Annotated in this window: 21 protein-coding genes; 7 read left to right on the top strand and 14 right to left on the bottom strand. The window is 68.1% G+C overall.

The annotated features are described in order from the left end of the window. Positions 1–64: 64 nt before the first annotated feature. From H1R19_RS07685 to H1R19_RS07670, 4 genes are all read right to left on the bottom strand, one after another. Complete coding sequence (locus tag H1R19_RS07685; RefSeq protein WP_188329859.1) at positions 65–1321, bottom strand: SfnB family sulfur acquisition oxidoreductase; 1257 nt, start codon at positions 1319–1321, stop codon at positions 65–67. Continuing rightward, complete coding sequence (gene sfnG, locus H1R19_RS07680; protein WP_188329860.1) at positions 1318–2430, bottom strand: dimethylsulfone monooxygenase SfnG; 1113 nt, start codon at positions 2428–2430, stop codon at positions 1318–1320. Before sfnG ends, H1R19_RS07685 begins: the two co-directional genes overlap by 4 nt. 81 nt (positions 2431–2511) lie before the next feature. Beyond that, positions 2512–3690: an LLM class flavin-dependent oxidoreductase gene (locus H1R19_RS07675; RefSeq protein WP_188329861.1), complete on the bottom strand. Its 1179-nt coding sequence runs from the start codon at positions 3688–3690 to the stop codon at positions 2512–2514. Between the two features lie 190 nt (positions 3691–3880). Beyond that, positions 3881–4540 (bottom strand): TetR family transcriptional regulator, encoded by a 660-nt coding sequence (locus H1R19_RS07670; protein WP_188329862.1) that lies wholly within the window; start codon positions 4538–4540, stop codon positions 3881–3883. 159 nt (positions 4541–4699) lie between these two features. Between H1R19_RS07670 and H1R19_RS07665 the strand changes: the two genes are divergently transcribed. The 4 genes from H1R19_RS07665 (at position 4700) to H1R19_RS07650 (ending at position 8380) form a co-directional block, all read left to right on the top strand. Further along, on the top strand, positions 4700–5818 hold the full coding sequence (locus H1R19_RS07665) for a ferredoxin reductase (RefSeq protein ID WP_188329863.1): 1119 nt from the start codon (positions 4700–4702) through the stop codon (positions 5816–5818). Between the two features lie 103 nt (positions 5819–5921). After that, a complete protein-coding gene (locus H1R19_RS07660) occupies positions 5922–7142 on the top strand; it encodes a fatty acid desaturase family protein (RefSeq protein ID WP_188329864.1) in 1221 nt (406 codons plus the stop codon). Between the two features lie 113 nt (positions 7143–7255). Beyond that, a complete protein-coding gene (locus H1R19_RS07655; protein ID WP_188329865.1) occupies positions 7256–7756 on the top strand; it encodes a hypothetical protein in 501 nt (166 codons plus the stop codon). Between the two features lie 123 nt (positions 7757–7879). Beyond that, positions 7880–8380 carry a DUF4395 domain-containing protein gene (locus H1R19_RS07650; RefSeq protein WP_188329866.1) on the top strand — a complete coding sequence of 167 codons (501 nt, stop codon included), beginning with the start codon at positions 7880–7882 and terminating at the stop codon, positions 8378–8380. Between the two features lie 33 nt (positions 8381–8413). Here H1R19_RS07650 and H1R19_RS07645 read toward each other — a convergent pair whose 3' ends face one another. From H1R19_RS07645 to H1R19_RS07605, 9 genes are all read right to left on the bottom strand, one after another. Further along, the gene (locus H1R19_RS07645) at positions 8414–8587 is read right to left on the bottom strand and encodes a hypothetical protein (RefSeq protein ID WP_188329867.1); all 174 of its coding nucleotides are present in this window, start codon (positions 8585–8587) and stop codon (positions 8414–8416) included. Between the two features lie 27 nt (positions 8588–8614). Then, on the bottom strand, positions 8615–9562 hold the full coding sequence (locus H1R19_RS07640; RefSeq protein ID WP_188329868.1) for a Ppx/GppA phosphatase family protein: 948 nt from the start codon (positions 9560–9562) through the stop codon (positions 8615–8617). After that, on the bottom strand, positions 9559–10131 hold the full coding sequence (locus tag H1R19_RS07635) for a DUF501 domain-containing protein (RefSeq protein ID WP_244970907.1): 573 nt from the start codon (positions 10129–10131) through the stop codon (positions 9559–9561). The genes H1R19_RS07640 and H1R19_RS07635 overlap by 4 nt, the downstream gene beginning before the upstream one ends. A gap of 10 nt (positions 10132–10141) precedes the next feature. Continuing rightward, the gene (locus tag H1R19_RS07630) at positions 10142–10819 is read right to left on the bottom strand and encodes a septum formation initiator family protein (protein WP_188329945.1); all 678 of its coding nucleotides are present in this window, start codon (positions 10817–10819) and stop codon (positions 10142–10144) included. Between the two features lie 27 nt (positions 10820–10846). Continuing rightward, the gene (gene eno, locus H1R19_RS07625) at positions 10847–12130 is read right to left on the bottom strand and encodes a phosphopyruvate hydratase (RefSeq protein WP_188329869.1); all 1284 of its coding nucleotides are present in this window, start codon (positions 12128–12130) and stop codon (positions 10847–10849) included. Positions 12131–12256: 126 nt separating this feature from the next. Continuing rightward, positions 12257–13018, bottom strand: a complete 762-nt coding sequence (locus H1R19_RS07620; protein WP_188329870.1) for a lytic transglycosylase domain-containing protein — start codon at positions 13016–13018, stop codon at positions 12257–12259. A gap of 212 nt (positions 13019–13230) precedes the next feature. After that, complete coding sequence (locus tag H1R19_RS07615) at positions 13231–14181, bottom strand: formylglycine-generating enzyme family protein (protein WP_443984638.1); 951 nt, start codon at positions 14179–14181, stop codon at positions 13231–13233. Positions 14182–14384: 203 nt separating this feature from the next. Then, entirely contained in the window at positions 14385–15197 is an 813-nt protein-coding gene (stf0, locus tag H1R19_RS07610; RefSeq protein ID WP_188329872.1) for a trehalose 2-sulfotransferase, read from the bottom strand. 132 nt (positions 15198–15329) lie between these two features. Then, on the bottom strand, positions 15330–16739 hold the full coding sequence (locus tag H1R19_RS07605) for a sulfatase family protein (RefSeq protein ID WP_219851130.1): 1410 nt from the start codon (positions 16737–16739) through the stop codon (positions 15330–15332). A 245-nt stretch (positions 16740–16984) separates the two neighbouring features. On the opposite strand from H1R19_RS07605, the gene efeU reads away from it, so the two are divergent. From efeU to efeB, 3 genes are read left to right on the top strand one after another with little or no spacing between them, the layout of a single operon-like run. Continuing rightward, entirely contained in the window at positions 16985–17983 is a 999-nt protein-coding gene (gene efeU, locus H1R19_RS07600) for an iron uptake transporter permease EfeU (RefSeq protein ID WP_188329874.1), read from the top strand. Continuing rightward, positions 17980–19188, top strand: coding sequence for an iron uptake system protein EfeO (gene efeO, locus H1R19_RS07595; protein WP_188329875.1), 1209 nt, complete (start codon positions 17980–17982; stop codon positions 19186–19188). Before efeU ends, efeO begins: the two co-directional genes overlap by 4 nt. Continuing rightward, positions 19185–20534, top strand: a complete 1350-nt coding sequence (efeB, locus tag H1R19_RS07590; protein WP_219851129.1) for an iron uptake transporter deferrochelatase/peroxidase subunit — start codon at positions 19185–19187, stop codon at positions 20532–20534. The genes efeO and efeB overlap by 4 nt, the downstream gene beginning before the upstream one ends. 30 nt (positions 20535–20564) lie before the next feature. Here efeB and H1R19_RS07585 read toward each other — a convergent pair whose 3' ends face one another. Further along, positions 20565–21503: a nucleoside triphosphate pyrophosphohydrolase gene (locus tag H1R19_RS07585; RefSeq protein ID WP_219851128.1), complete on the bottom strand. Its 939-nt coding sequence runs from the start codon at positions 21501–21503 to the stop codon at positions 20565–20567. Between the last annotated feature and the right edge of the window lie 98 nt (positions 21504–21601).

Genomic DNA, 21601 nt, shown 5'->3' with positions numbered 1-21601 from the left:
GCTCGGCACCTCTTCAGGGCGGCTCGGCGCCCTCGCCCGCGATGATCGGGTTCTCCGGGGCGAGTCAGATGACGCCGTGCAGTGGCGGTTCCTCACCTCGGAGGATCCAGCGACCGATGTGCTGGTACTTCCAGCGAACGGGATCGTGGAGGGTGTGGGTGCGGGCGTCACGCCAGTAGCGGTCCAGGCCGCTTCCGGCTGCGGCACTTCGGGTTCCGCTCACCTCGAACAACGCCGACGCGACCGGGGTGACGACGCGGTCGGCCACCGCCTTCGCGGTCGCCACCGCGATCGAGGCCTCCGCGACCCGGTTTCGGCCGGGTGCGTGGCCCGAGTCACCGACGGCCTCGTCGACGCGGCGCCCCGCCGCCGCGAGCGTTGCCTCGGCGGTCGCCACGTCCACCTCGAGTTCGCCGAATCGCTGAACCACCAGCGGATCGTCGACGGCGCGGTCCACCCCGGCCTCGAACCAGGGACGGGACTTGGAGCGCACGAACTCTGCCGCCTCGGCCAGGGCTCCGCGTGCGATGCCCACATCGATCGCGACATGCAGGAGCTGGGCGAAAGCGCCGTAGGCGGTCGGCGTCGACGTCGCCGGTGCACGCGCCACGAGGTCGTCGAGCCCGACCTCGACGCCGGAGAACCGAACGGTTCCCGACCCCGTCGTGCGCTGCCCGACCGCATCCCAGTCGTCGACGATCTCGACGCCCTCGGCATCGGCGGGCACAAACGCCACGTACTCGCCGGGCGTCAGGTCACCGACCGCCACCTCCAGCTTTGCCAGCACGGCCAGCGTGTGCGCGAACAGCGATCCGGTGCAATAGAACTTCTCGCCGTCGACAGCGAAGCGCGCTCCCCGCCCGGTGTCGACGCCGGCGGGCGTCAGTCGGGTCGAGATGTCGGCGATCGTCGTGCCGCCACGCTCGGACTGGGCGTTCGCGATACGACCGCCGGCCAGAACATCGGTGAAGATGCGCTCGGCCAACGCTTTTCCCGCCGACAACCGGACGAGGTTGAGATACACGAAGTGGCTGTGCGGGATCTGCGCGATGCTCGGGTCCGCCGCTGCGAGGATCGCCACGACCTCGGCCAGCACACTCGGCGCGACGTCGAGTCCGCCGAACCGCGCGGGAACCGTCAGCGCCAGCAGACCCGACTCGGACAATCGATCGATCTCGGCATGCGGCAGCCTGCGGTCACGATCGCGCTCGGCGGCACCGATCGCGAACTCCGAAGCCAACTCTCGGGCAACCGACAGGGCCTCGGCCGCGGAACCGATACGTGTGGCCGCACCGGAGGGGGCCTGACTCACCGCGGTCACGCCACCCCCGCGGGTGTCTGTGCGCCCTCGATCTCACGAACCAGCGGCAGAACCTTCTCGCCGAAGTACTCGATCTCCTCCTGGAAGTGCAGGAAGCCACCGAGGATCAGGTCGACGCCGAGACGCTTGTAGGCGACGATGCGTTCGGCAACCTGCTCCGGCGTGCCGATCAATTGCGTACGGAAGCCGTCGTTGTACTGGACCAGGTCCTCGAAAGACGAGTCCGCCCACATGCCCTTCTTGTCCCCGGTCGAGTTGCCCGCCTGCTGCACCGCATTCCGGAAACCCTCCACCGCAGGGCGATTCGCCTTCTCCACGATCTCGCGGAGGGTGTCGCGTGCTTCCTTCTCGGTGTCACGGGCGATGATGAAGCCGTTGAGACCGAACCTGACCTCACGGCGGTGCGCACGGGCGACCGCCCGCAGGTCGTCGAGCTGCTCGGTGACGCCGTCGAAGTCCTTGCCGTTGGAGAAGTACCAGTCGGCGTACCTGCCACCGTTGTTGCGCGCCGCCGAGGAGTTGCCGCCCTGGAACAGTTCCGGGTTGGGGCGCTCGGCGGTGTTGAGCGGCTTGGGCTTCAGCGTGAAGTCGTGGATGCGGTAGAAGTCGCCGCGGTAGTCCACCTCGTCCTCTGTCCAGATCTTCCGGATGACCTCGAGGAACTCCCCGCTGCGGCGGTAACGCTCGTCATGCTCGAGCCACGGCTCACCGAGATGGGTGAACTCGTCCTTGAACCAGCCGCTGACGACGTTGATGGCGAAGCGGCCCTTGGACAGGTGGTCGGCGGTGGCGCCGAGCTTGGCCAGGACCGCCGGATGCCACAGACCCGGATGCACCGCCGCGATGACCTTCAGCCGCTGAGTCGCGAGGAGCAACGCGAGACTGAAGCTCGTCGACTCATGCTGATACTCGGCACCGTAGCTGGCCTCATAGCGGACCTGGGACAACGCGTACTCGAAGCCGTTGTTCTCGGCGGTCTGTGCCAGCTTGACGTTGTAGTCGTAGCCCCAGCTGGTGCGCTGCTCGATGGTGCTGGTGACAAGGCCGCCACTGACGTTGGGCACCCAGTACGCGAACTTGATCTGGTCCGCTACGGATTCGGTGGACACGGCTTACCTCCGAGAGGTCGATGGACGGGACTTGTGGGTCGGGCGTCTTGTGGGTCGGGAATCGATGAGCACCCGGCCAGGTCAGGACGAGGCGGCCCGCAGGCGCGGCAGGAATGCGGTGCGCACCGCTTCCTTCGGTCCGGCCGACGCCGGGTCGAGCAGACCCAGCCGCGCGAGCGCGGGCCGGACGCCGTCGCCGAAGTGGTAGGCCTCTTCGAGGTGCGGATACCCGGAGAGGATGAAGTGTTCGAGTCCGAGGGAGGCGTACTCACCGATGAGGGCGGCGACCTCGTCGTAGGAGCCGACGAGTGCGGTGCCCGCACCGCCACGGACCAGTCCGACGCCGGACCACACGCCGGGATGGATCTCCAGCGAATGCGGATCGTTCATCGATTCGAAACCGGCTCCGCGCCCGTGCAACTCGGACATGCGGCGCTGACCCTCGGATTCCGAGCGGGCCAGGTTGTGCTGGGCTGCCGCGACCTGTTCGGGATCGAGGGCGGAGAGCAGACGAGCAGCCTCGGCCCATGCCTGCTCCGAGGTCTCACGCGCGATGACGTGGAATCGTATGCCGTGCTTGAGCTCTCGGCCCTGGGCGGCGGCGAGACCGTTGACCCAGCCGATCTTCGCAGCGACCGCATCCGGGGTCTCGCCCCACGTCAGGTAGGTGTCGGCATGCCTGGCGGCGACATCACCCGCCGCCGGCGAGGATCCGCCGAAGAAGATCTCGGGTGTCGGGTTCGGTCGACGGCCGAGCTGCGCACCCTCGACGCGCAGGTACTTGCCCACCACGTCGACGGGCTCCTCCTCGGTCCACAGCCTGCGGATGATCTCGAGGTACTCGTCGCAGCGTTCGTACCGTGCGTTCTTGGCGAGGAAGTCACCGAAGGCGCGCTGCTCACCGGACTCACCGCCGGTGACGACGTTGACCAGCAGGCGGCCCTCGGAATGCCACTGGAACGTCGCGGCCATCTGCGCGGCCAGGGTCGGGGAGATCAGGCCGGGCCGGAACGCCACCAGGAACTTGAGGGTCTCCGTGGCGTCGATCAGCGCCGCCGTGGTCAGCCAGGCGTCCTCGCACCACAGACCCGCGGGCGTCAGCACGGCCTCGAACCCGTTGGCCTCGGCTGCGAGGGCCAACTGCTTGAGATACCGAAGATCGGCCGGGCGGTCCCCCGTCATCTGGCTGCCGTGTCCACCCGCGATCAGGTTGCGGGAGTCACCGTAGGTGGGCAGGAACCAGTGGAAATGCAGAGACACCGCGAGGGCACCTTTCGTCGGTCGATCAGCGTGAGCGAACACGACACCGCGCCACGACGACGTCCACGCGCGATGTTCCCCGACAGTGTCCGGTAACAGCGCACGCCGGGGCCAGCGTTGAAATCGCGCTGAGGGCAAGTCGACAATCGGCGACCCGCGCGGTAGGACCGGCGTATCGCCGCAGGTCAGGTCATCTCTCGGACGGACGCCACTGACTCATGCCGAGGAACACCATCACCAGCCGACGCTCGGTGCGCTCGACGATCTCCTGTTCGGCCCCGCGACCGCGGTACTCGCCGTCCAGGAGATCGGCGACCGCGGTCAGCATGATCGTGACGATGAGCTCTGCGGCCAACTCGAGATCGTCGGATTCCCAGCGCGCCAGATCGGGTATGCGCGCGAGGTCGATCGCGAGTTCTTTGGAGAACAGCCGTAGTTCGGTGTCGATGGCGCGTCGGATCTCGGCGATGCCGCCGTGCTGCTCGCGGACGAGGAACCGGAACTGCGACTCGTTCTCGCGTACATGACGCAGGAGAATGTCCAGGGAGTTCTTGGCCGTCGGCATCGCATCGCGCGCGGCGAGGTCGCGTCGCCCCTCGCGGAGCGCCCGGCGCAGCACACGCATCGAGTCCTCGACGAGGGTGACGCCCAGGTCTTCCATCGACGCGAAGTGACGGTAGAAGGCCGTCGGCACGATTCCGGCGCCCCGGGCCACCTCGCGGAGGCTGATGCTGCCGAAGCTGCGTTCGCCGACCAGCGACCTGGTGGTGTCCAGGAGCGCCTGCCGCGTCTGGTTCTTGCGGTCCGCACGCGTGTGGGCCTCGCGGCTCGACTCCCGTGTGCGTGTCACAGCGCCGAGTCTATGCCCCACCCCGGACCGCGAACGGTGCGACCCACCGCGGACCGTGACCGCTGTCACACGACTCAACGCTTGACGCCCGCCCGCGCCCTCGTGTCACACTTGCTGTGTACACATGTACACCGAAATACTTCGAACGGAGCCCAGCCCATGAGCATCCGCACACCCCAGAGCACCACCACCTCCGACACCGCGAGCACCGCCGGCCGTTGGAACCGCATGGTCGGATCGATCGTCGAGGCGGCACTGTCACCGCATCCGGTCGACCGCTACCTCGAATTGCTCGACCCGATGATCACCTGGCGCGACCTCCGCGGCCAGATCATCCGCGTCGAACATCCCACCGCCCGCACCGTCCGCCTGACCATTCGGCCCACCCGCCAGTGGCAGGGGCACGCCGCCGGCCAGTACGTACAGGTCAAGGTCGTCGTCGACGGCGTCCGCCACGCGCGCTGCTTCTCACCGGCGAATGCGGCCGGGAAAGACGGCGACATCGAACTCACGATCACCGCCAACGACGACGGCCTGGTGTCCAAGCACCTGCGCGAGCACGCCCGCGCCGGAGATGTCGTCGGCCTCGAGCAGGCGGACGGAGACTTCGTCCTGCCGGAGACCGACCCGACGTCGGCAGTGTTCGTGAGCGGCGGCAGCGGGATTACACCTGTACTCTCAATGGCCAGAACACTCGTGTCCCGGTCCTACGCCGGACCGATCACCTTCGTGCACTACGCACGTACCGCGTCCGACGTCGCCTACCGCGACGAGCTGTCCGCGCTGGCCGCGGCGCATCCCGGTTTCGACCTGCGCATGCACTACACGCGCGAGGAGGGCGACGGACACTTCGAGGCATCGCACCTCGAGGACGTCCCCGGCCTGACCGACGCCGACGTCTTCGTCTGTGGCCCCTCGGCCCTGATGGACGCGGTGACCGCCGCACACCGCGAGCTCGGCATCTCGCAACCGCTGCACAGCGAGGCGTTCACCCTGGCCGCCCCGGCCGTCGATCCGGAAACGGTCGACGGTGAGCTGACCTTCTCGCAGTCGGGCAAGACGGCATCGAATGACGGCCGCCCCATCCTCGACCAGGCCGAGGCCGCCGGGCTCACACCCGAATCCGGCTGTCGCATGGGGATCTGCTTCTCGTGCACCGCGATCAAGAAGTCCGGCTGCACCCGAAACGTGCGGACCGGCGAACTCGACAGCGAATCCGACACGCAGATCCAGCTGTGCATCAACGCCCCGGTCGGCTCCGTAGACATTCAGATCTGACAGTCATCGAGATCTGACCACCATCGAGATCTGAGCCCATGGGGCACAACACCTCACGACGATCACCCACCCAGAACATCGCCTACCCAGCAGGAGGCACACCATGACCATCGACATCGCCCGCACCACCACCAACACCACCGCGCCGACCCCGGACAGCCTGCCGGTGCCGCTACGAGACCCGGCCACCGAGGCTGCAGATCGGGATCCGAACACGGTCGTCCTGTCCTACGAGCAGGTCGAATCCCTCGGCCGCGACCTCGACGAGCTGCGCGCCCGCGTCGTCGCCGACCTCGGTCAGAAGGATCGCGACTACCTGTACTCGGTCATCCGGGCACAGCGCGGTTTCGAGATCGGCGGCCGCGCGCTCATGTACCTCGGGTTCTTCCCGCCGGCGTGGATCGCCGCTGTCGGCGCACTGTCGGTGTCGAAGATCCTCGACAACATGGAGATCGGGCACAACGTCATGCACGGCCAGTACGACTGGATGCGTGAGGACACCTACAACTCGCGCGAATTCGAGTGGGACACCGTGTGCCCGGCCGACCAGTGGAAGCACAGCCACAACTACCTGCACCACACCTTCACCAACATCCTCGGCGAGGACCGCGACATCGGTTACGGCATCCTGCGCATGGCCCGCGACCAGAAGTGGAATCCCTACTACCTGGGCAACCTCGGCTACGCGACCGCGCTGATGCTGCTGTTCGAGTGGGGCGTCATGCTGCACGACCTCGAGGCCGAGAACGTCATCCAGGGAAAGCGCAAGTGGAGTGACATCAAGGGACTCGTGAAGGGCATGTGGCGCAAGGCAGGCCGGCAGGTCCTCAAGGACTATGTGGTGTTCCCCGCGCTCACCGGGCCGCTGTTCCTGTCCACCCTGGCAGGCAACGCCACCGCCAACCTGGTGCGCAACGTGTGGACCTACTCGATCATCTTCTGCGGCCACTTCCCCACCGGGGCCCAGACTTTCACGTCCGAGGAATGCCAGGACGAGACCCGCGGCCAGTGGTACCTACGCCAGATGCTCGGCTCGGCCAACATCACCGGCAGCCCTTTGTTCCACATCATGAGCGGCAACCTGTCGCACCAGATCGAGCATCACCTGTTCCCCGACATCCCGGCGAGCCGGTACCCGGAGATCTCCGCCGAGGTGCGTGAGATCTGCGAACGCTACGACCTGCCGTACAACTCCGGAACGCTGAGCCAGCAGCTCGGGTCCACCTGGAAGAAGATCGCCAAGCTGTCACTGCCGAACTGGATGACCCGCGACGACGACGATCTGACGGTCATCGTCGAACGCGACAAGCCGTCTGCCGCGTGAAGACCCGCATCGTCTGAGCGTCCGCGCGCGGTTTGAGCGGTGTGCCCCGGGGGTAGCCTCGGGGCACATCGCTACAGGCACGTCCCGCAACCGAGCAAAGGATTTCCGAGACGATGGTCGACAGCATCGAGCGCAACAAGGATCTCTTCCAGGAACTGATCGAATCCACGGCCACCCATGTCGGCCGTATCGCCACGATCATCACCGGCGCGGTCGCGGGAGTGACCCGCGAGATCGGGGAGATCGTCACCGACGGGTTCGAGATGCGCGAGGCCGCGCGCAAGGCCAGAGCCGATTCGGCGGCCGACGACGAGACGTGGGGCATCATCGACGCCGAGTTCGCGTATGCCGAAGTGGCGAACGAGACCGACATGTCGCAGCCGTTCGCCGAATCAGACCAAGCCGAACAAGTGACAGGAGTGGACATGGACCAGGTACCGGACCGGATCGACGTCGGCGAACAGACCGGCATCGACCAGGAGGGCGAGATCTCCCGAGAGGCCGAACTCGCCTCGGACGGCGGGGCAACCGATCAGGACGAACCCGACGTCGCGGACCCGCGTGACGTGGCCGCGTCCGAGCCCCGCATGGATCCGGACGCCGAACTCACCTGACGCGTTTGCGCTCGATGAGAGCGCAGATGTTGCCAAAGCGGGCCCTCATCCGTAGCTTTGTCGTGGTTTGCCGTCGACCGGCAGACCGTCCAACGCTGTCGGACGAGTACGGAGGTCCCGACCATGACGGTGCGTGAGGTTCTCACCTTCCCCAACCCGGTCAACGACTACGCGGCGCGCACCACCGCCGGGTTGGTCGTCGCGCTGGCGATCATCGCCGTGTCGGTGGACAACCCGTTCGTCTACGGCCTGCTGGCACTCGGATTCGTCCTGCGTGTCGCGTCGGGGCCGACGCTGTCACCGTTCGGTCAGCTCTCGGTGCGTGTCCTCGTGCCGACGGTCGTCCGCAAGGAGAAGCTGGTCCCGGGTCCGCCGAAGCGTTTCGCGCAGACCATCGGCCTGGTCGTCAGCGGCACCGCGTTCGTGTTGAGCCTGCTCGGCTTCGGGCTCGCCGCGCAGATCGCCACCGGCGTCCTCATCGCGGCAGCGACACTCGAGGCGGTCTTCGGATTCTGCCTCGGCTGCACGATCTTTGGGTTCCTCCAGCGTCGCGGTGTCATCCCCGAGTCGGTCTGCGAGGCCTGCAACAACATCTCACTGCGGGACCCCGCACCCGCCGCCTGAGTCCCGGAGCTCGCGGCGGGGCGTCACGCAGGGTCAGTCGGTCTTCACCGCGCGATCGGGCACGGTCATCGCCATCATCATGATCTCGGTCTCGGTGTAGTCCCGGCCGGGATGTTCGGCGGCCAGGTGCGCCTGGACCGCGGGGACGAAGTCGGCCTCGAGCTTGGTGATGGACTCGCCGCAGGGGCAACGCAGGTTGTATGCCATGGCTCACATCGTATCGGGCCGAACCGATCAGTCCAGGATGCCCAGCGCGATCCCGTCGAGGATGTCGTGTTCACTCACAACGAGTTCGGTGATGCCTGCACGTTCGGAGAGCACCTTCGCCAGCTCCAGGGTGACCAGTGCCCCGCCGCCGATGACGTCGACGCGTCCCGGGTGCATCGGTCCCAGCGCGGCGCGGTCGGTGCGCGTCATCCCGATGAGGTTCCGGCACACCGCGTCCAGGTCGGACAACGAGATGCGCGACAGATGGATCTTCTCCGAGTCATACTCCGTCAGACCCGCGCCGAGAGCGGCGAGCGTGGTCATCGTGCCCGCGACCCCGACCCACGTGCGGGCCGATTCCACGGGCACCACCGCGAATGCCTCGGCCAGGCGCTCATGTGCGAACTCCTGCGCGGCAGCGATCTCGGCGGCAGTCGGCGGATCGGAGGGCAACGCACGCTCGGTCAGCCGCACACACCCGATGTCGGCCGAGTACGCCGCGGTGACTCCACCCGCGTCGCCGACGACCACCTCCGTCGAACCGCCACCGAGGTCGGTGACGACGAAAGGCCCATCGCCGGAATCGAGTTCGCCGACGGCGCCGCGGAAGGACAGTCGCGCTTCCTCGTCGCCGGAGATGACCTCGGCGATGGCGCCCTCGGACACACAGCCCAGAAGATCGGCGGTCATGGCGAAGAATTCGTCGCGGTTGCCCGCATCGCGCGTCGCCGACGTCGCGACCATCCGGACCTTCTCGACGCCGAGCGCCTCCATCGTCTCGACGTAGTCGGCCAGCGCCGCCCGGGTCCGTTCGATCGACTCGGACGCGAACATGCCGGTGGCGTCGACGCCGTAACCCAAACGCACGACGCGCATCTCACGGTGGAGGTCGATCAGGCGCCCGCCCTCCCCCGGCTTCGCGACGAGCAGGCGGATCGAGTTGGTGCCGCAGTCGACGGCGCCGACGATGCTCACCCGTCGTCCCCAGCAGGCGCGTCGGGTGCCTCAGGTGCGTCGTACTCCGGCCAGTCAGCCGGAATCGCGCTGCCGCGCAACCCGTGTGCGGCGGCGAGGGCGACCGCCTCGTCGCCGAGCGGGTTCACTCCCGGGCCCTTGGCCAGCGAATGGGCGATCAGCACGTGCAGGCACTTGACGCGGTCGGGCATGCCCCCGCCGGTGAAGTCGGTGCCGAGGGACTCGATGGCGTCGCGTTCGGCGAGGTAGCTCTCGTGCGCACGACGATAGGCCGCGGCCAGTTCGGCGTCGGACGCGAGCCGGGCCGTCATGCCCTTCATGACGCCGGCGGACTCCTGCCGACTCGCCTCGGCCGTGAGCCGCGGGTCGGTCAGGTAGTACAGCGTCGGGAACGGCGTACCGTCGGGCAGCCGCGGCGCGGTCTTGACCACCGCGGGCCGCCCGTCCGGGGTGCGATAGCTGACTTCGAGAACACCACGCGGTTCGCGCCCCAATTGCGCTGCGACGGTGGCGAGATCCTCGTCGGACACACCGCTGCCTGCGGGGGCACCGCTGTCGGGAGTGGTCACGTCCGGGCGCTCACTGCGCGGCGGGCGGGGTCGACAGCGTGTCCCAGAGATTGCCGTACCAGGGCGCACGGGCACGCTCTTCGGCGCGCTGGGCAGCCACCCGGCGTGCCTCGTCGGCGGGGAACAACATCACGAGCGGAATCTCTCCTGGCTTGACGAACTGCAGACGCGCCCGCGCCTGGGCCTCGATGTAGGCGGGATCGTTCTGCTCATTGACCTTCTGCTGATAATCGGCGACCTCGCGTCGGAGTTGTTCGTTCGACGCGGTCAGCTGACGGAACTCCGACCGCTGACTGAAGTAGGTCCGCAGCGGCATCGCGAGTGTCAGCGCCACGACGCACACCACGACGACGGTGATCACCAGCGTTGCGAGAGTCGCCGGCGTGACCTCGAAGTTGCGCAGGCGCTGCGGGACGCCGGATCGTGTGCGGATCCGCGGACGCCTGGCCGGTCGTACGCGTTCGGCGTCGCCGCCGGCGTCGTTCCCGTCGGCGGGGTTCCCGGCGGATGTAGCGGCGTCGGACGTCAGGTCTTGTCCGGCAGCCTCGTCCGCCGAACCCGCGACCGCGGGCCCGGTGGGACGAGGGTGCCGCCGCGTGCGACGAGCGCGTTCGCGTGAGCGCGCGTCAGCCCGACGATCGCGCGCACGCTTACGCCCGTCACCGCGGTGACGTCGCCCAGGAGGCATGTCGCCCGAAGCCATGCAGACAGCTAATCACGAACCAAACGAGAAACGCGGGAAGGCGAGGTCGCCCGCGTAGCGTGCCGCATCGCCGAGACCTTCTTCGATGCGCAGCAGCTGGTTGTACTTGGCGACACGCTCGGATCGGGCCGGCGCGCCGGTCTTGATCTGGCCACAGCTGCATGCGACGGCGAGGTCGGCGATGGTGGTGTCCTCGGTCTCACCCGACCGGTGGCTCATCATCGTCTTGTAGCCGTTGTTGTGCGCGAGGGCCACCGCGTCGAGGGTCTCGGTCAGGGTGCCGATCTGGTTCACCTTCACCAGCAGCGCGTTCGCGATGCCCTTGGAGATGCCCTCCTCGAGACGCTCGGGGTTGGTGACGAACAGGTCGTCACCGACGAGCTGAACCCGGTCACCGATCGACTCGGTGAGCTTGGCCCAACCGTCCCAGTCGTCCTCGGCCAGGCCGTCCTCGATCGAGACGATCGGGAAGTCGGAGATGAGCTTCTCGTAGAACGAGACCATGTCGTCGGCCCCGAGCTCCTTGCCCTCGAGCTTGTAGGCGCCGTTGGAGAAGAACTCGGTCGACGCGGCGTCGAGCGCGATGACGACGTCACGGCCGAAGTTGTAGCCGGCCTTGCCGACGGCCTCGCCGATGACGGCGATGGCCGCGTCGGTGTTGGGGAGGTCGGGAGCGAAGCCACCCTCGTCACCGAGCGCGGTGCTGAGGCCCTGCTTGTTCAGCACGGACTTCAGCGCGTGGTAGACCTCGGCACCGCAACGCAGCGCTTCTTTGAAGGTCGGCGCGCCCACGGGGGCGATCATGAATTCCTGGAAGTCGATGCCGTTGTCGGCGTGCTCGCCGCCGTTGATGATGTTCATCATCGGGACGGGAAGGATGTGGGCGTTGGGTCCGCCGATGTAGCGGAACAGGGGCAGTCCCGCCGACTCGGCCGCGCCCTTGGCCACCGCGAGCGAGACACCGAGCAGCGCGTTGGCGCCGATCCGGCTCTTGTCGGGGGTGCCGTCGCAATCGAGGAGCGCCTGATCGACGAGACGCTGTTCCTCGGCCTCGATACCGATCACCGCGGGTGCGAGGTCACCGAGGACACCCTCGACGGCCTTGGTGACGCCCTTGCCCAGGTAGCGCTCGCCACCGTCGCGCAGTTCGACCGCCTCGTGTTCGCCGGTGGACGCTCCCGACGGAACGGCAGCGCGCGTGAAGGTGCCGTCGTCCAGGACGACCTCGACCTCGACCGTCGGGTTTCCCCGCGAATCGAGAATCTCGCGTGCACCTACCTGCTCGATGATTGCCACGACTCAGCCCCAATCTCGGTGGACATGCCGGCTCTGGTGCCGACGGATAGCTCAGAGCCTAGTGGCTGCACCGAGCTCACACGTCACAAGGTCGGACGCAATGCCCTCAGGTCTCGGACTCTCGGCTCAGAAGCGGACGTTCACCGAGTACGCGTTGGCGTGATCGCGCACGTCGAGGACGTAGGCCATCGAGTTGTTGTAGGTCCGGACGGCCTTCTCCCACCCCTTCGGGTCGGTCATGTCGTTGCCCGACGAGACGCAGAGATAGCGGGCGGCCGAGAGTGCCGCGTCGTCGATGTTGTCGGGGTCGGGTACGCCGTCGCCGCTGGCGTCGACGCCGTACCGCTTCCAGGTCTCGGGGATGAACTGGAACGGGCCCATTGCCCGGTCGTGGGTGGGGTCTCCGTCGACGCGGCCGCCGTCGGTGTCGAGGATCTCCATGTTGCCGCGGGTGCCGTCGAGCTTGGCTCCCCGGATGGGCGGGCTGACGTCGCCGTTGTCGGCCACGTCGGACCCGCGGTAGTGCCCGTGTTTGCTCTCGACTCCGGCGATGCCGGCGAGCGTGGTCCAGGCGATCCCGCATTCGGGATGCTGCTGCCGCTGGATCTCGGCGGCATTGCCGTAGGCCTGTAGCGCGACGACCGGGATGCCGGTCGATTCGGAGATCGGCACGGCCCACTCGTGCATCAGGTTGGCGGTGCGCCCGGGCGAGTTGATGTCGATGTAGGGCTGCGGTACGCCCGCGCCCGGCGGGATGCCCTCGGGGATGTCCGGCCTGTTCAGGGACGGGAGGTCGATACAGCCGGCGAGCAACACCGACGCCGCGACCGCCGCGCCACCGGTGACCACCGCAGTCCTCCACGATCGCCGACGTCCCACCACACCCATTCCTGTCCCACTCCTGTCTCGCCGCTGATGGCTCGCTCGCTGCCGGTTCTTCGCTGCCGATGCCTTCGCTGCGGGTTCGTTCGCTGAGTTCTCCTCGCGGGCCGACACCCGGGGAGAACGACAACGATCGCACACCACGGCCGGGTCCTCCACGAGAGAACTCACAGTCATTCCCACAACTGCCGGCGATCCTGTTCGGTTCCCGGGCTACCTCAGAGCTGGTCTTTCCCGACGGTCCGGAACCCGATGTTGCTCGCCGTCGAATCGGGGGTGTTGTGCGATCGCGCGGCGACCCGATAGCGGCGACAGTACGAGTCGTGGCAGAGGTGGCTGCCGCCGCGCAGGACCCGCACGGTCCCGCGGTCCGGCCCCGTCGGGTCGACCGGGTCGGAATTCCGGTAGTAGCGGGCGCTGAACCTGTCGGCACACCATTCCCACACATTTCCCGCGCACTGGTACAGCCCGTAACCGTTGGCCTCGAAGGTGCGTACCGGCGTGGTGCCGACCGGCGCGGCAGGCCGGTCCGGGAAGTCGCCCCGGAAGATGTTGCACCGTGGGTTCTCCTGCGTCGGAGACCGGTCACCCCACGGGAACCGCGCGCCATCGAGGCCGCCGCGCGCCGCGTACTCCCACTGCGCCTCGCTCGGCAGTGCCCGACCGGCCCATGCGCAGTAGGCCAGGGCGTCGTGGTGACTGACGTGTACGACGGGATGATCGGATCGGCCGTCGAGGTCGCTGCCGGGTCCTGCCGGCCGTCGCCACGACGCGCCGGGCACCGCGAGCCACCAGGGCGTGGCGGCCACGGGTTCGCCGGGCGCGGCGGCGTAGGAGTGGAAGACCGCCGACCCGCCGAGGCGTTCGGCGTCGGTCTCGTGTCCGGTCGCGTCGACGAACAGCGCAAAGGCTGCGTTGGTCACCGTCGTGGTGTCGATCGAGAAACCGCTGAGCTCCACGTCGTGGACGGGCGTCTCGCCATCGGTGCGGTATCCCTCGTCGTGGGCGTCGCCCATCGCGAAGCGGCCGGCGGGCACGCTCACGGTGTCGATCGGGTGCTCACCGGTCCCCCGGCTCGCGACCGGTGTGCGCGACACGGACTCGGGCGACGCGGGCTCGGACGACACGGACTCGGATGAGGCGGGTCCGGGCGGTTGGCAGCAACTCACCCGTCCATGATGCCGCGGTCCGTCAGCGCACCGGGGACCAGCGAGGCGAGCCGGCCGATGTCGGCGCGGCCGTGCCGAAAACCGCCCCTGAACAACGCCCTGTGCAGCGGCTCCGACCCCCTGAACCCGCCGACGACATATCGTCGGCCACTGCCTCGTGGAGGGCGCTTTTCAGGGGCGGTCTGACGATCCGTTCCTGGCCGTCACAGTGGATATCCGTGTCGTTCGGCATCTTCTCGGTAGCGCTGTGCCCAGTCCTTGGACCGAGAATCGGACTGCGGTTTCAGTGGCGGCGGCGGCGCCAGGGCCGGGTCCTGGCCGATCTTCTCGAGGACGCGGGCGGTGGCTTTGGTGGGATCGTCGACGAGGTCACGGAATTCGATGTCGAGGGGTTCGATCCGCTCGGCGTCGAACCAGTTGCGCCACTGCCGTTCCTGATCGCGCAGGATTCCGGCGAGGTGCGCGATACCCCCGGCGTGATAGATCGCGGAGTCGTTCTCGGTGTCGTCGTCGGAGCCGTCGTTGCGCCACACCTGGGTCTGCACCGCCCGCCACATCGAGACAGCCTGCGGGACAACGTCGTTCCGGTAAACGTGGACGAACAGCGGATCGGCGCCGTCGAACAACCACCGGACGGCGGTGCGCAGCGAACCCGACCCGATGCGGCTGCGCCCGATGAGCAGCGGCGTCTGGTTCCACATCAGCTTGCCGCCCCAGACACCGTTGTCGGTGCGGCCCGCGTCGAGGACGTCGGCACGCCAGGTGTCCGCGTCCCGCCGGTCCACGACGCCCGGCTCGGACGGGTCGAGCAGTCGGAGGATGGTCGGGTCGCCGACACCGGCGAACCATTCGCGCGGCTGCGGGGACCGCGACGATGCCGCGAAGTACTGGAAGAACTCCTCCGGCCGGCCGGCGACGCCGGTGGCCGCGAGCGATTCCACGAGCAGCGTGCTGCCGCTGCGCTGACTCGCGCACACCAGGTAATCCGACGGTCCCGACGAGGACGTTGCTGACATGAACGATGAGTCTAGCGACGCCGAAACCAGCCGCAAGCTGGCCTTTTACACCCACGCCTGCGAAAAACCTTGACAGGTGGGCCCGGCGTCGCCGACGCCGGAGCCAGCTGCGCCCGTTATGACCGACCCGTGTCAGTCGGTGCCCGAGGTGATCTCCCCGGCGAGCTCGCGACGGGCGCCCTTGGGCCGGCGGGACGGCAACGCCTCCTCCTCCGGTTCCACCTGCGCCGCCTTGGCGTGGAAGGCCGCCATGAAGCGCTGCGCGATGGCCGTCCCGGTGTCCTCGTCGGGCAGCTCGTCATCGGTCTCGGTGCGCCATCGCGCCAACCGCTCGGCAAGGGCGGTGCGCACCTGCGCATGGGACGGGTCGTCGGCGACATTGTTGCGCTCATACGGGTCGGAACGCAGGTCGTAGAGTTCGACGCGCGGCCGATCCCGTTGTATCTCTTGCTGATCCAGAGCTCGCGCGGACGGGCTGTCGGCGATGTCGAGGGGCAGGAGCAGCGCCGGCCGGGCGGCGTAGTTCTCCATGTAGCTGAAATCCTTGGTCCGCACGGCCCGGATCGGGTCGAAGGCATCGTGGTAGGTCTTCTCGGTGAACACCTCGGCACGCACCGCCGCCTCGAGGTGCTCGACGAGTGCCGGCGCGTGCGAATCACCGTCGACCGAGTCCGGGATGTCGACGTCGAGCAACTCCAGCAGCGTCGGTGTCAGGTCCACGCCGGAGAACAGGTCGTCGTAGACCCTCGGCGCGATACCGCGCCGGGTCGGTGGGCGCATGATCAGCGCGACTCCGGTCCCCTCCGCGTACAGGGTCGATTTCGCGCGGGGGAACGCGAGGCCGTGATCGGTGACGAACACGATCCACGTGCTCACCTGCAGACCGAGTTCGGCGACGGTGTCGAGCAGCCGGCCCACCGCGGCGTCGGCCTTGGTGATCGAGCCGTGCAGCCCGGCGAGATCGTCGCGGACGTCGGCGGTGTCGGGCAGGAAACCCGGGACGGCGATGGTGCTGGTGTCGGCGGGCTTGTACTCGTCGGCCGGATAGGGCCGGTGCGTCTCGAAGAACCCGGCGGTCAGGAAGAAGGGCTGGTCGTCGGCACCGTGCCGGCGCAGCCAGTCCTGGGATCGCTCCACGACGTAGTCGCATCGCGAGTCCGACACGTCGACCGAGTCGAAGCCGAGGCGGGCGGGATCGGCACTCTCGTGCTGCATGCCGAACAGCGCCGACCGGTAACCCGCCCCGGCGAGCAGCGACGGCAGTGTCTGCACGTCGGCGAAGTACTCGAACCCGTGATGAGCGAGTCCGACGAGCCCGTTGCGATGCGGGTATCGGCCCGTGAAGAGCGAACCGCGCGCGGGCGAGCACAGTGGCGCGGTCGCGTGTGCGTCGGTGAAACGGATTCCGTCGGCGGCGAGCTCGTCGAGAACCGGGCTCTCGACGCCGTCGGCGCCGTAACTTCCCAGATGCCGTCCGAGGTCGTGCCAGTGCACCAAGAGGACGTTGTCCCTGCCGAAAACGGAGTCGCGGGTGGAGACCATCTGTCCATGATGGCCCAGCCGCCGCCCGATCCGGCGATGGCGGGTGAATTCCGAATCCGACAATCCGGTCGGTACCAGAACAAGCGAGAAGAAATCACGGTACGCATAAGTGCCGGCCTCCGGCGGTGTGCGACTGCGCGTGCGGTCGATGAGGCGGATGGCCCTATGCCGGAAACGTCTTCAGGTCTAACGTTCGGTGTGGTTAGCCTCAGCGAAGTAGCCGGCGCGGACACGCGTCGGAGGGGATGGTGTCAGTGTCTTTCGTCGCCTCGGGCGGCACGTTGTTCGCGGCTGCGGACTCCGCGCCCTCGACGTTCACCCAGATGTTCGGCAGTGGCCTCATCGGTCTCCGCGAAGGTCTTGAAACGGGCATAGTGGTCATGGTTCTCGTGGCCTACGTCGTGAAGACCGGCCGACGAGATGCGCTCAAGTGGATCTGGGCCGGTGTCGGCGCCGCGGTCGTCATGGTCGTCGTGGTCTTCTTCGTGATCCATTTCGGCACCTCGACCATGACGCCGCTCGCGGCCGAGACCATCGCCGGTGTCGCGTCACTGGTCGCCGTCGTGATCGTCACGTTCATGGTGCTGTGGATGAGCAAGGCGGCCTCGCACATCTCCGCCGACCTCCAGAGCGGGATGTCGCAGGCCCTCGTCGCCGGCCGGGCGTCGGTGATGGGGCTGGCGTTCCTCGCCGTCGGGCGCGAGGGCTTCGAGACGGCTCTGCTCATGGTCGGGTATGCCGAGAGTGTCGCGGGCGGTTTGTGGCCGCTGGTGGGTCTGCTGCTTGGCGTACTGGCCGCCGTCGTGCTGACGGTGCTGATCTATCAGGGCGCCGTCCGCCTCAACTTCAGGGTGTTCTTCACCTACACCGGCATCTTCCTGATCTTCGTCGCCGCGGGCATCCTGACCTACGGTGTCGGCGCTCTGCAGACCGTCGGCTGGCTCCCCGGGTTCAACGCGGTCGCCTTCGACGTCTCGGCCGGTTACGACGCGTCGTCCTGGTACGGCACGATCCTCGGCGGCATCTTCAACTTCCGGCCCGATCCCACAGCGCTACAGGTGATCGTGTGGATCGTCTACGTCGCCGTCGTGCTGACCCTGTTCCTGCGCCGACAGGCGAGCGGGCGCCGTGCCCGGCCGCACACCGACCCGGCCGACGCCGAGACCGCCTCCCCCGCTGTGACAACCAACCCTGCGCAGAGCCCGGCATCCGCCGAGACCGCAACCGAGAGGAACCCCCAGTGAATCGCAGAACCGTGGTGGCCGCAGGTGCGGCCGCGGTCGCAGTCGTACCCGTACTCCTGACGGGTTGTACCGAGAAGAGCAGCGCCGACGGCGCCATCGCGGTCACCTCGACGAACGACGCCTGCGATCTCGCGAGCGCCGAGGCGACCACGGGCGACGTCGATTTCGCGGTGACCAACTCCGGCAACAAGGTCACCGAGTTCTACGTGTACGGCAACAACAACCGCGTCCTCGGTGAGGTCGAGAACATCGGGCCGGGCCTGTCGAGCAACCTGACCGTCGAGATCGTCGAACCGGGCACCTACACCGTGGCCTGCAAGCCGGGGATGGTCGGCAACGGTATCCGCAGCGAGATCTCGGTGGGCGGCGAGCGCAAGGAGAAAGCCGACGTCCCCGCGGACGTGACCGCGGCGAAGGCCCAGTATCTCGAGTACGTCCGAAACCAGCTGAACACCCTGCATTCCCAGGTGTCGGAGTTCGTCGGCAACGTCAAGTCCGGCAACCTCGACGCCGCCCGCGCCCAGTTCGGCCTGGCGCGCACCCCGTACGAACGCATCGAGCCGGTCGCCGAATCGTTCCCCGACCTCGATCCCGCGGTCGACATGCGCTGGGACGACACCGAGGACGGCACCCTGCCGTTCACCGGATTCCACCGGATCGAGCGATTCCTCTGGCCGCCGCAGCCCGCCGAGATCGGGAACGCACCGGGTCAGATCACCCCGGCCGACGCCGAGAACGCGAAGAAGACCGACAACGCCGCGACCATCGCCCCGGTCGCCGACCAGTTGCTCGCCGACGTGACCACGCTGCGCGACGAGGTCAACTCCCCCGACTTCGAGTTCGAGACAGCGTCTTTCGTGAAGGGACCGCAGGCCCTGATCGACGAGGTCGCCGCCACCAAGATCGACGGCGAGGAGGACCGGTACTCCCACACCGACCTCTGGGACTTCGCGGGCAACGTCGACGGCTCGGAGACCGCCATCGCCACCTTGCAGCCGATCATCTCCGCCAAGGATCCGGCACTGATGGACAAGATCACCGCCCAGTTCGCCGCGGTACGCGATTCGGTGAACAAGTACCGCTCGGGTGACGGCTACGTCTCCTACACCGAGGTGACCCCCGAACAGCGCAAGGAACTCTCCAACCAGATCGACGCGCTGTCCTCCACGCTGTCCCAGGTACCCGGGATCGTGTTGCAGCAGTGACCGATCCGACGTCAGATCCCCAGACACCGCCGGCAGCGGAGCCACCGACACCGCCGGCGGCGGATGCCTCCGGGCGCCCGCCGCGGCGCGGTCTCTCGCGACGGGCGATGATCGGGGGTGCCGGCGCCGGACTCGCCGCCGCCGCGGGCGGGGTGGCCATCGGCCGGGCTTCGGCGACCTCGGAGCCGCGCTCCCAGATCGTCGGGTTCCGGGGCGCGCACCAGGCCGGGATCGTCACCGCCGCGCAGGACCGGCTGCATTTCGCGAGCTTCGACGTCGTGACCGAGTCGCGCGACGAGCTGATCGCCATGCTCCGCCGGTGGACCGATGCCGCCGAACGGATGACGCGCGGCGAAGAGACCGTCGCCGACGGGGCGACCGGGCTCGGCGACTACACACCCCCGGCCGACACCGGCGAGGCACTCGGCCTGAGTGCGTCGAACCTGACCCTGACCATCGGATTCGGTCCGGGCCTGTTCGGTCCCGGCGCCGCGGCACCCGACCGGCCGGATCGGTTCGGCATCGCCGACCGCAGACCTGCTGCACTCGTGGATCTTCCGATGTTCGCGGCGGAGAAGATCGACCCGGCGCGCTCCTACGGCGACATCTGTGTGCAGGCCTGCGCCGACGACCCGCAGGTCGCCGTCCACGCGATCCGGAACCTGGCCCGCATGGCGTTCGGAGTCGTCGCGGTGCGCTGGTCGCAGCTCGGGTTCGGCCGGACCTCGGCGACCACCCAGTCGCAGTCCACGCCCCGAAACCTGTTCGGGTTCAAGGACGGAACCAACAATCTGCGAGCCGAGGACACCGACCTCCTCGACCGCTGGGTGTGGGTGTCTCCGCAGGACAACCCGCCGGCTGCGCAGTGGATGACCGGTGGCACCTACCTCGTCGCCCGACGCATCAGGATGGACATCGAACCCTGGGACCGGGCACACCTGCTGGAGCAGGAACAGATCGTCGGGCGCACCAAGGCCGCGGGCGCTCCCCTGGGCAAGACCGACGAGTTCGACGACCCCGACTTCCTCGTGACCTCCGGCCGCACACCGGTCATCCCCCGGGACTCGCACGTGCGCCTTGCACATCCGGACAATCTCGGTGGCGTCCGGATTCTGCGTCGTGGCTACAACTTCACCGACGGCTCCGACGGCTTCGGCCACCTCGACGCCGGGTTGTTCTTCATCGCCTTCAACCGCGACACCGGCAAGCAGTTCGTGCCGATGCAGCAGACGCTGTCCCGCAAGGACGCGATGACCGAGTACCTGATCCCGAACGGCTCGGCGGTGTTCGCGATCCCGCCCGGACTGCAGCCCGGCGAGTGGTGGGGTCAGCGGCTGTTCGAGTGAGCTTCCCGAGCGCCCGGTGCCGGCCGGCGCTCAGGCCTCCGGCTCCAGCACGCTCTCCCACGCCCCGCGCGAATCCAGGACGACACCGATCTCGGCGGCGCGGGCCTCCGCGGCGCGCACCTGAGCCATCAGCGCGAGCGCGCGGTCACGTGCCTGCGCCTCGACGCTGTCATCGCCGGCCACAACGGTGACCGTCAGCGTCTCGGCCGGAATCGTCTCCACCGGATAGCCTGCGGCGGTGAGCCTTTCGAGGACCTTCTGCAGCAGCGCCAGCGCGGGCTGCGTCGTGGCGACGCCGTCGAGCACCGAACCGCGCTGCTTCTCGGCGGCCTTGTGTTCTTCCCATTCGCGGATCTGGGTCTCGAGGTCGGAATGTGCGCCGGACAGCACACCGGGTGTGCGGCCCATGACCTTGGAGGTGAAACTGCGTGCGACGTCGTCGATGTCGAACGGGGCGTCGGGGTCGTCAGCGGCGATCCGGGCGTGGAAGAGGACCTGCAGCAGCAGGTCCCCGAGCTCCTCTTTGAGCTCGACGGGGTCACCCGATTCGATTGCGTCGAGGAGCTCGTAGACCTCTTCGAGCAGGTAGCGGCGCAACGAGTGGTGCGTCTGGGTGCTCTCCCACGGCCCGTTACGGCGCAGCGTGTCCATGAGCGCGACGGACTCGAGGAGCGCGGTGCCCGACGCCGGCTGCTCCGGCGGCTTCGTCGCGGCCGCGATGACCTCCTCGCCGCGGGCGATCCTGGCCCGCACGAGCGGGTGGCCGGGGTCGGTGCTGACCAATACCGAGTCGCCGCCGTCCGAGTCTCCGTTGTCGGCCGAGTCCTCGAAGACGGGTTCGACGTGGTCGAGCTCCCACAGCATGGCGGCGGGAACGTCCTCGGTGACCTTCACCGGCCCGGACAACCGTCCGCGCGCGCGGATGGGGATCAGGTCGGGCTGTGCCGGGTCCAGCAGCACCACCGTCATGCGTCGTCACCTTTCTCGACCCCCACAGTCTCGACCCCCGCGTCTCGTCATCAACCTATCCCCCGGCAGTCGCGCCGGAAAACCACCCCCGAAAACCG

Origin of the sequence: Gordonia jinghuaiqii, from assembly GCF_014041935.1 — a bacterium.
Taxonomy (GTDB): domain Bacteria; phylum Actinomycetota; class Actinomycetes; order Mycobacteriales; family Mycobacteriaceae; genus Gordonia; species Gordonia jinghuaiqii.
Note: the sequence above shows the minus strand (reverse complement) of the source record. Positions and strands in the feature narration are given on the sequence as shown.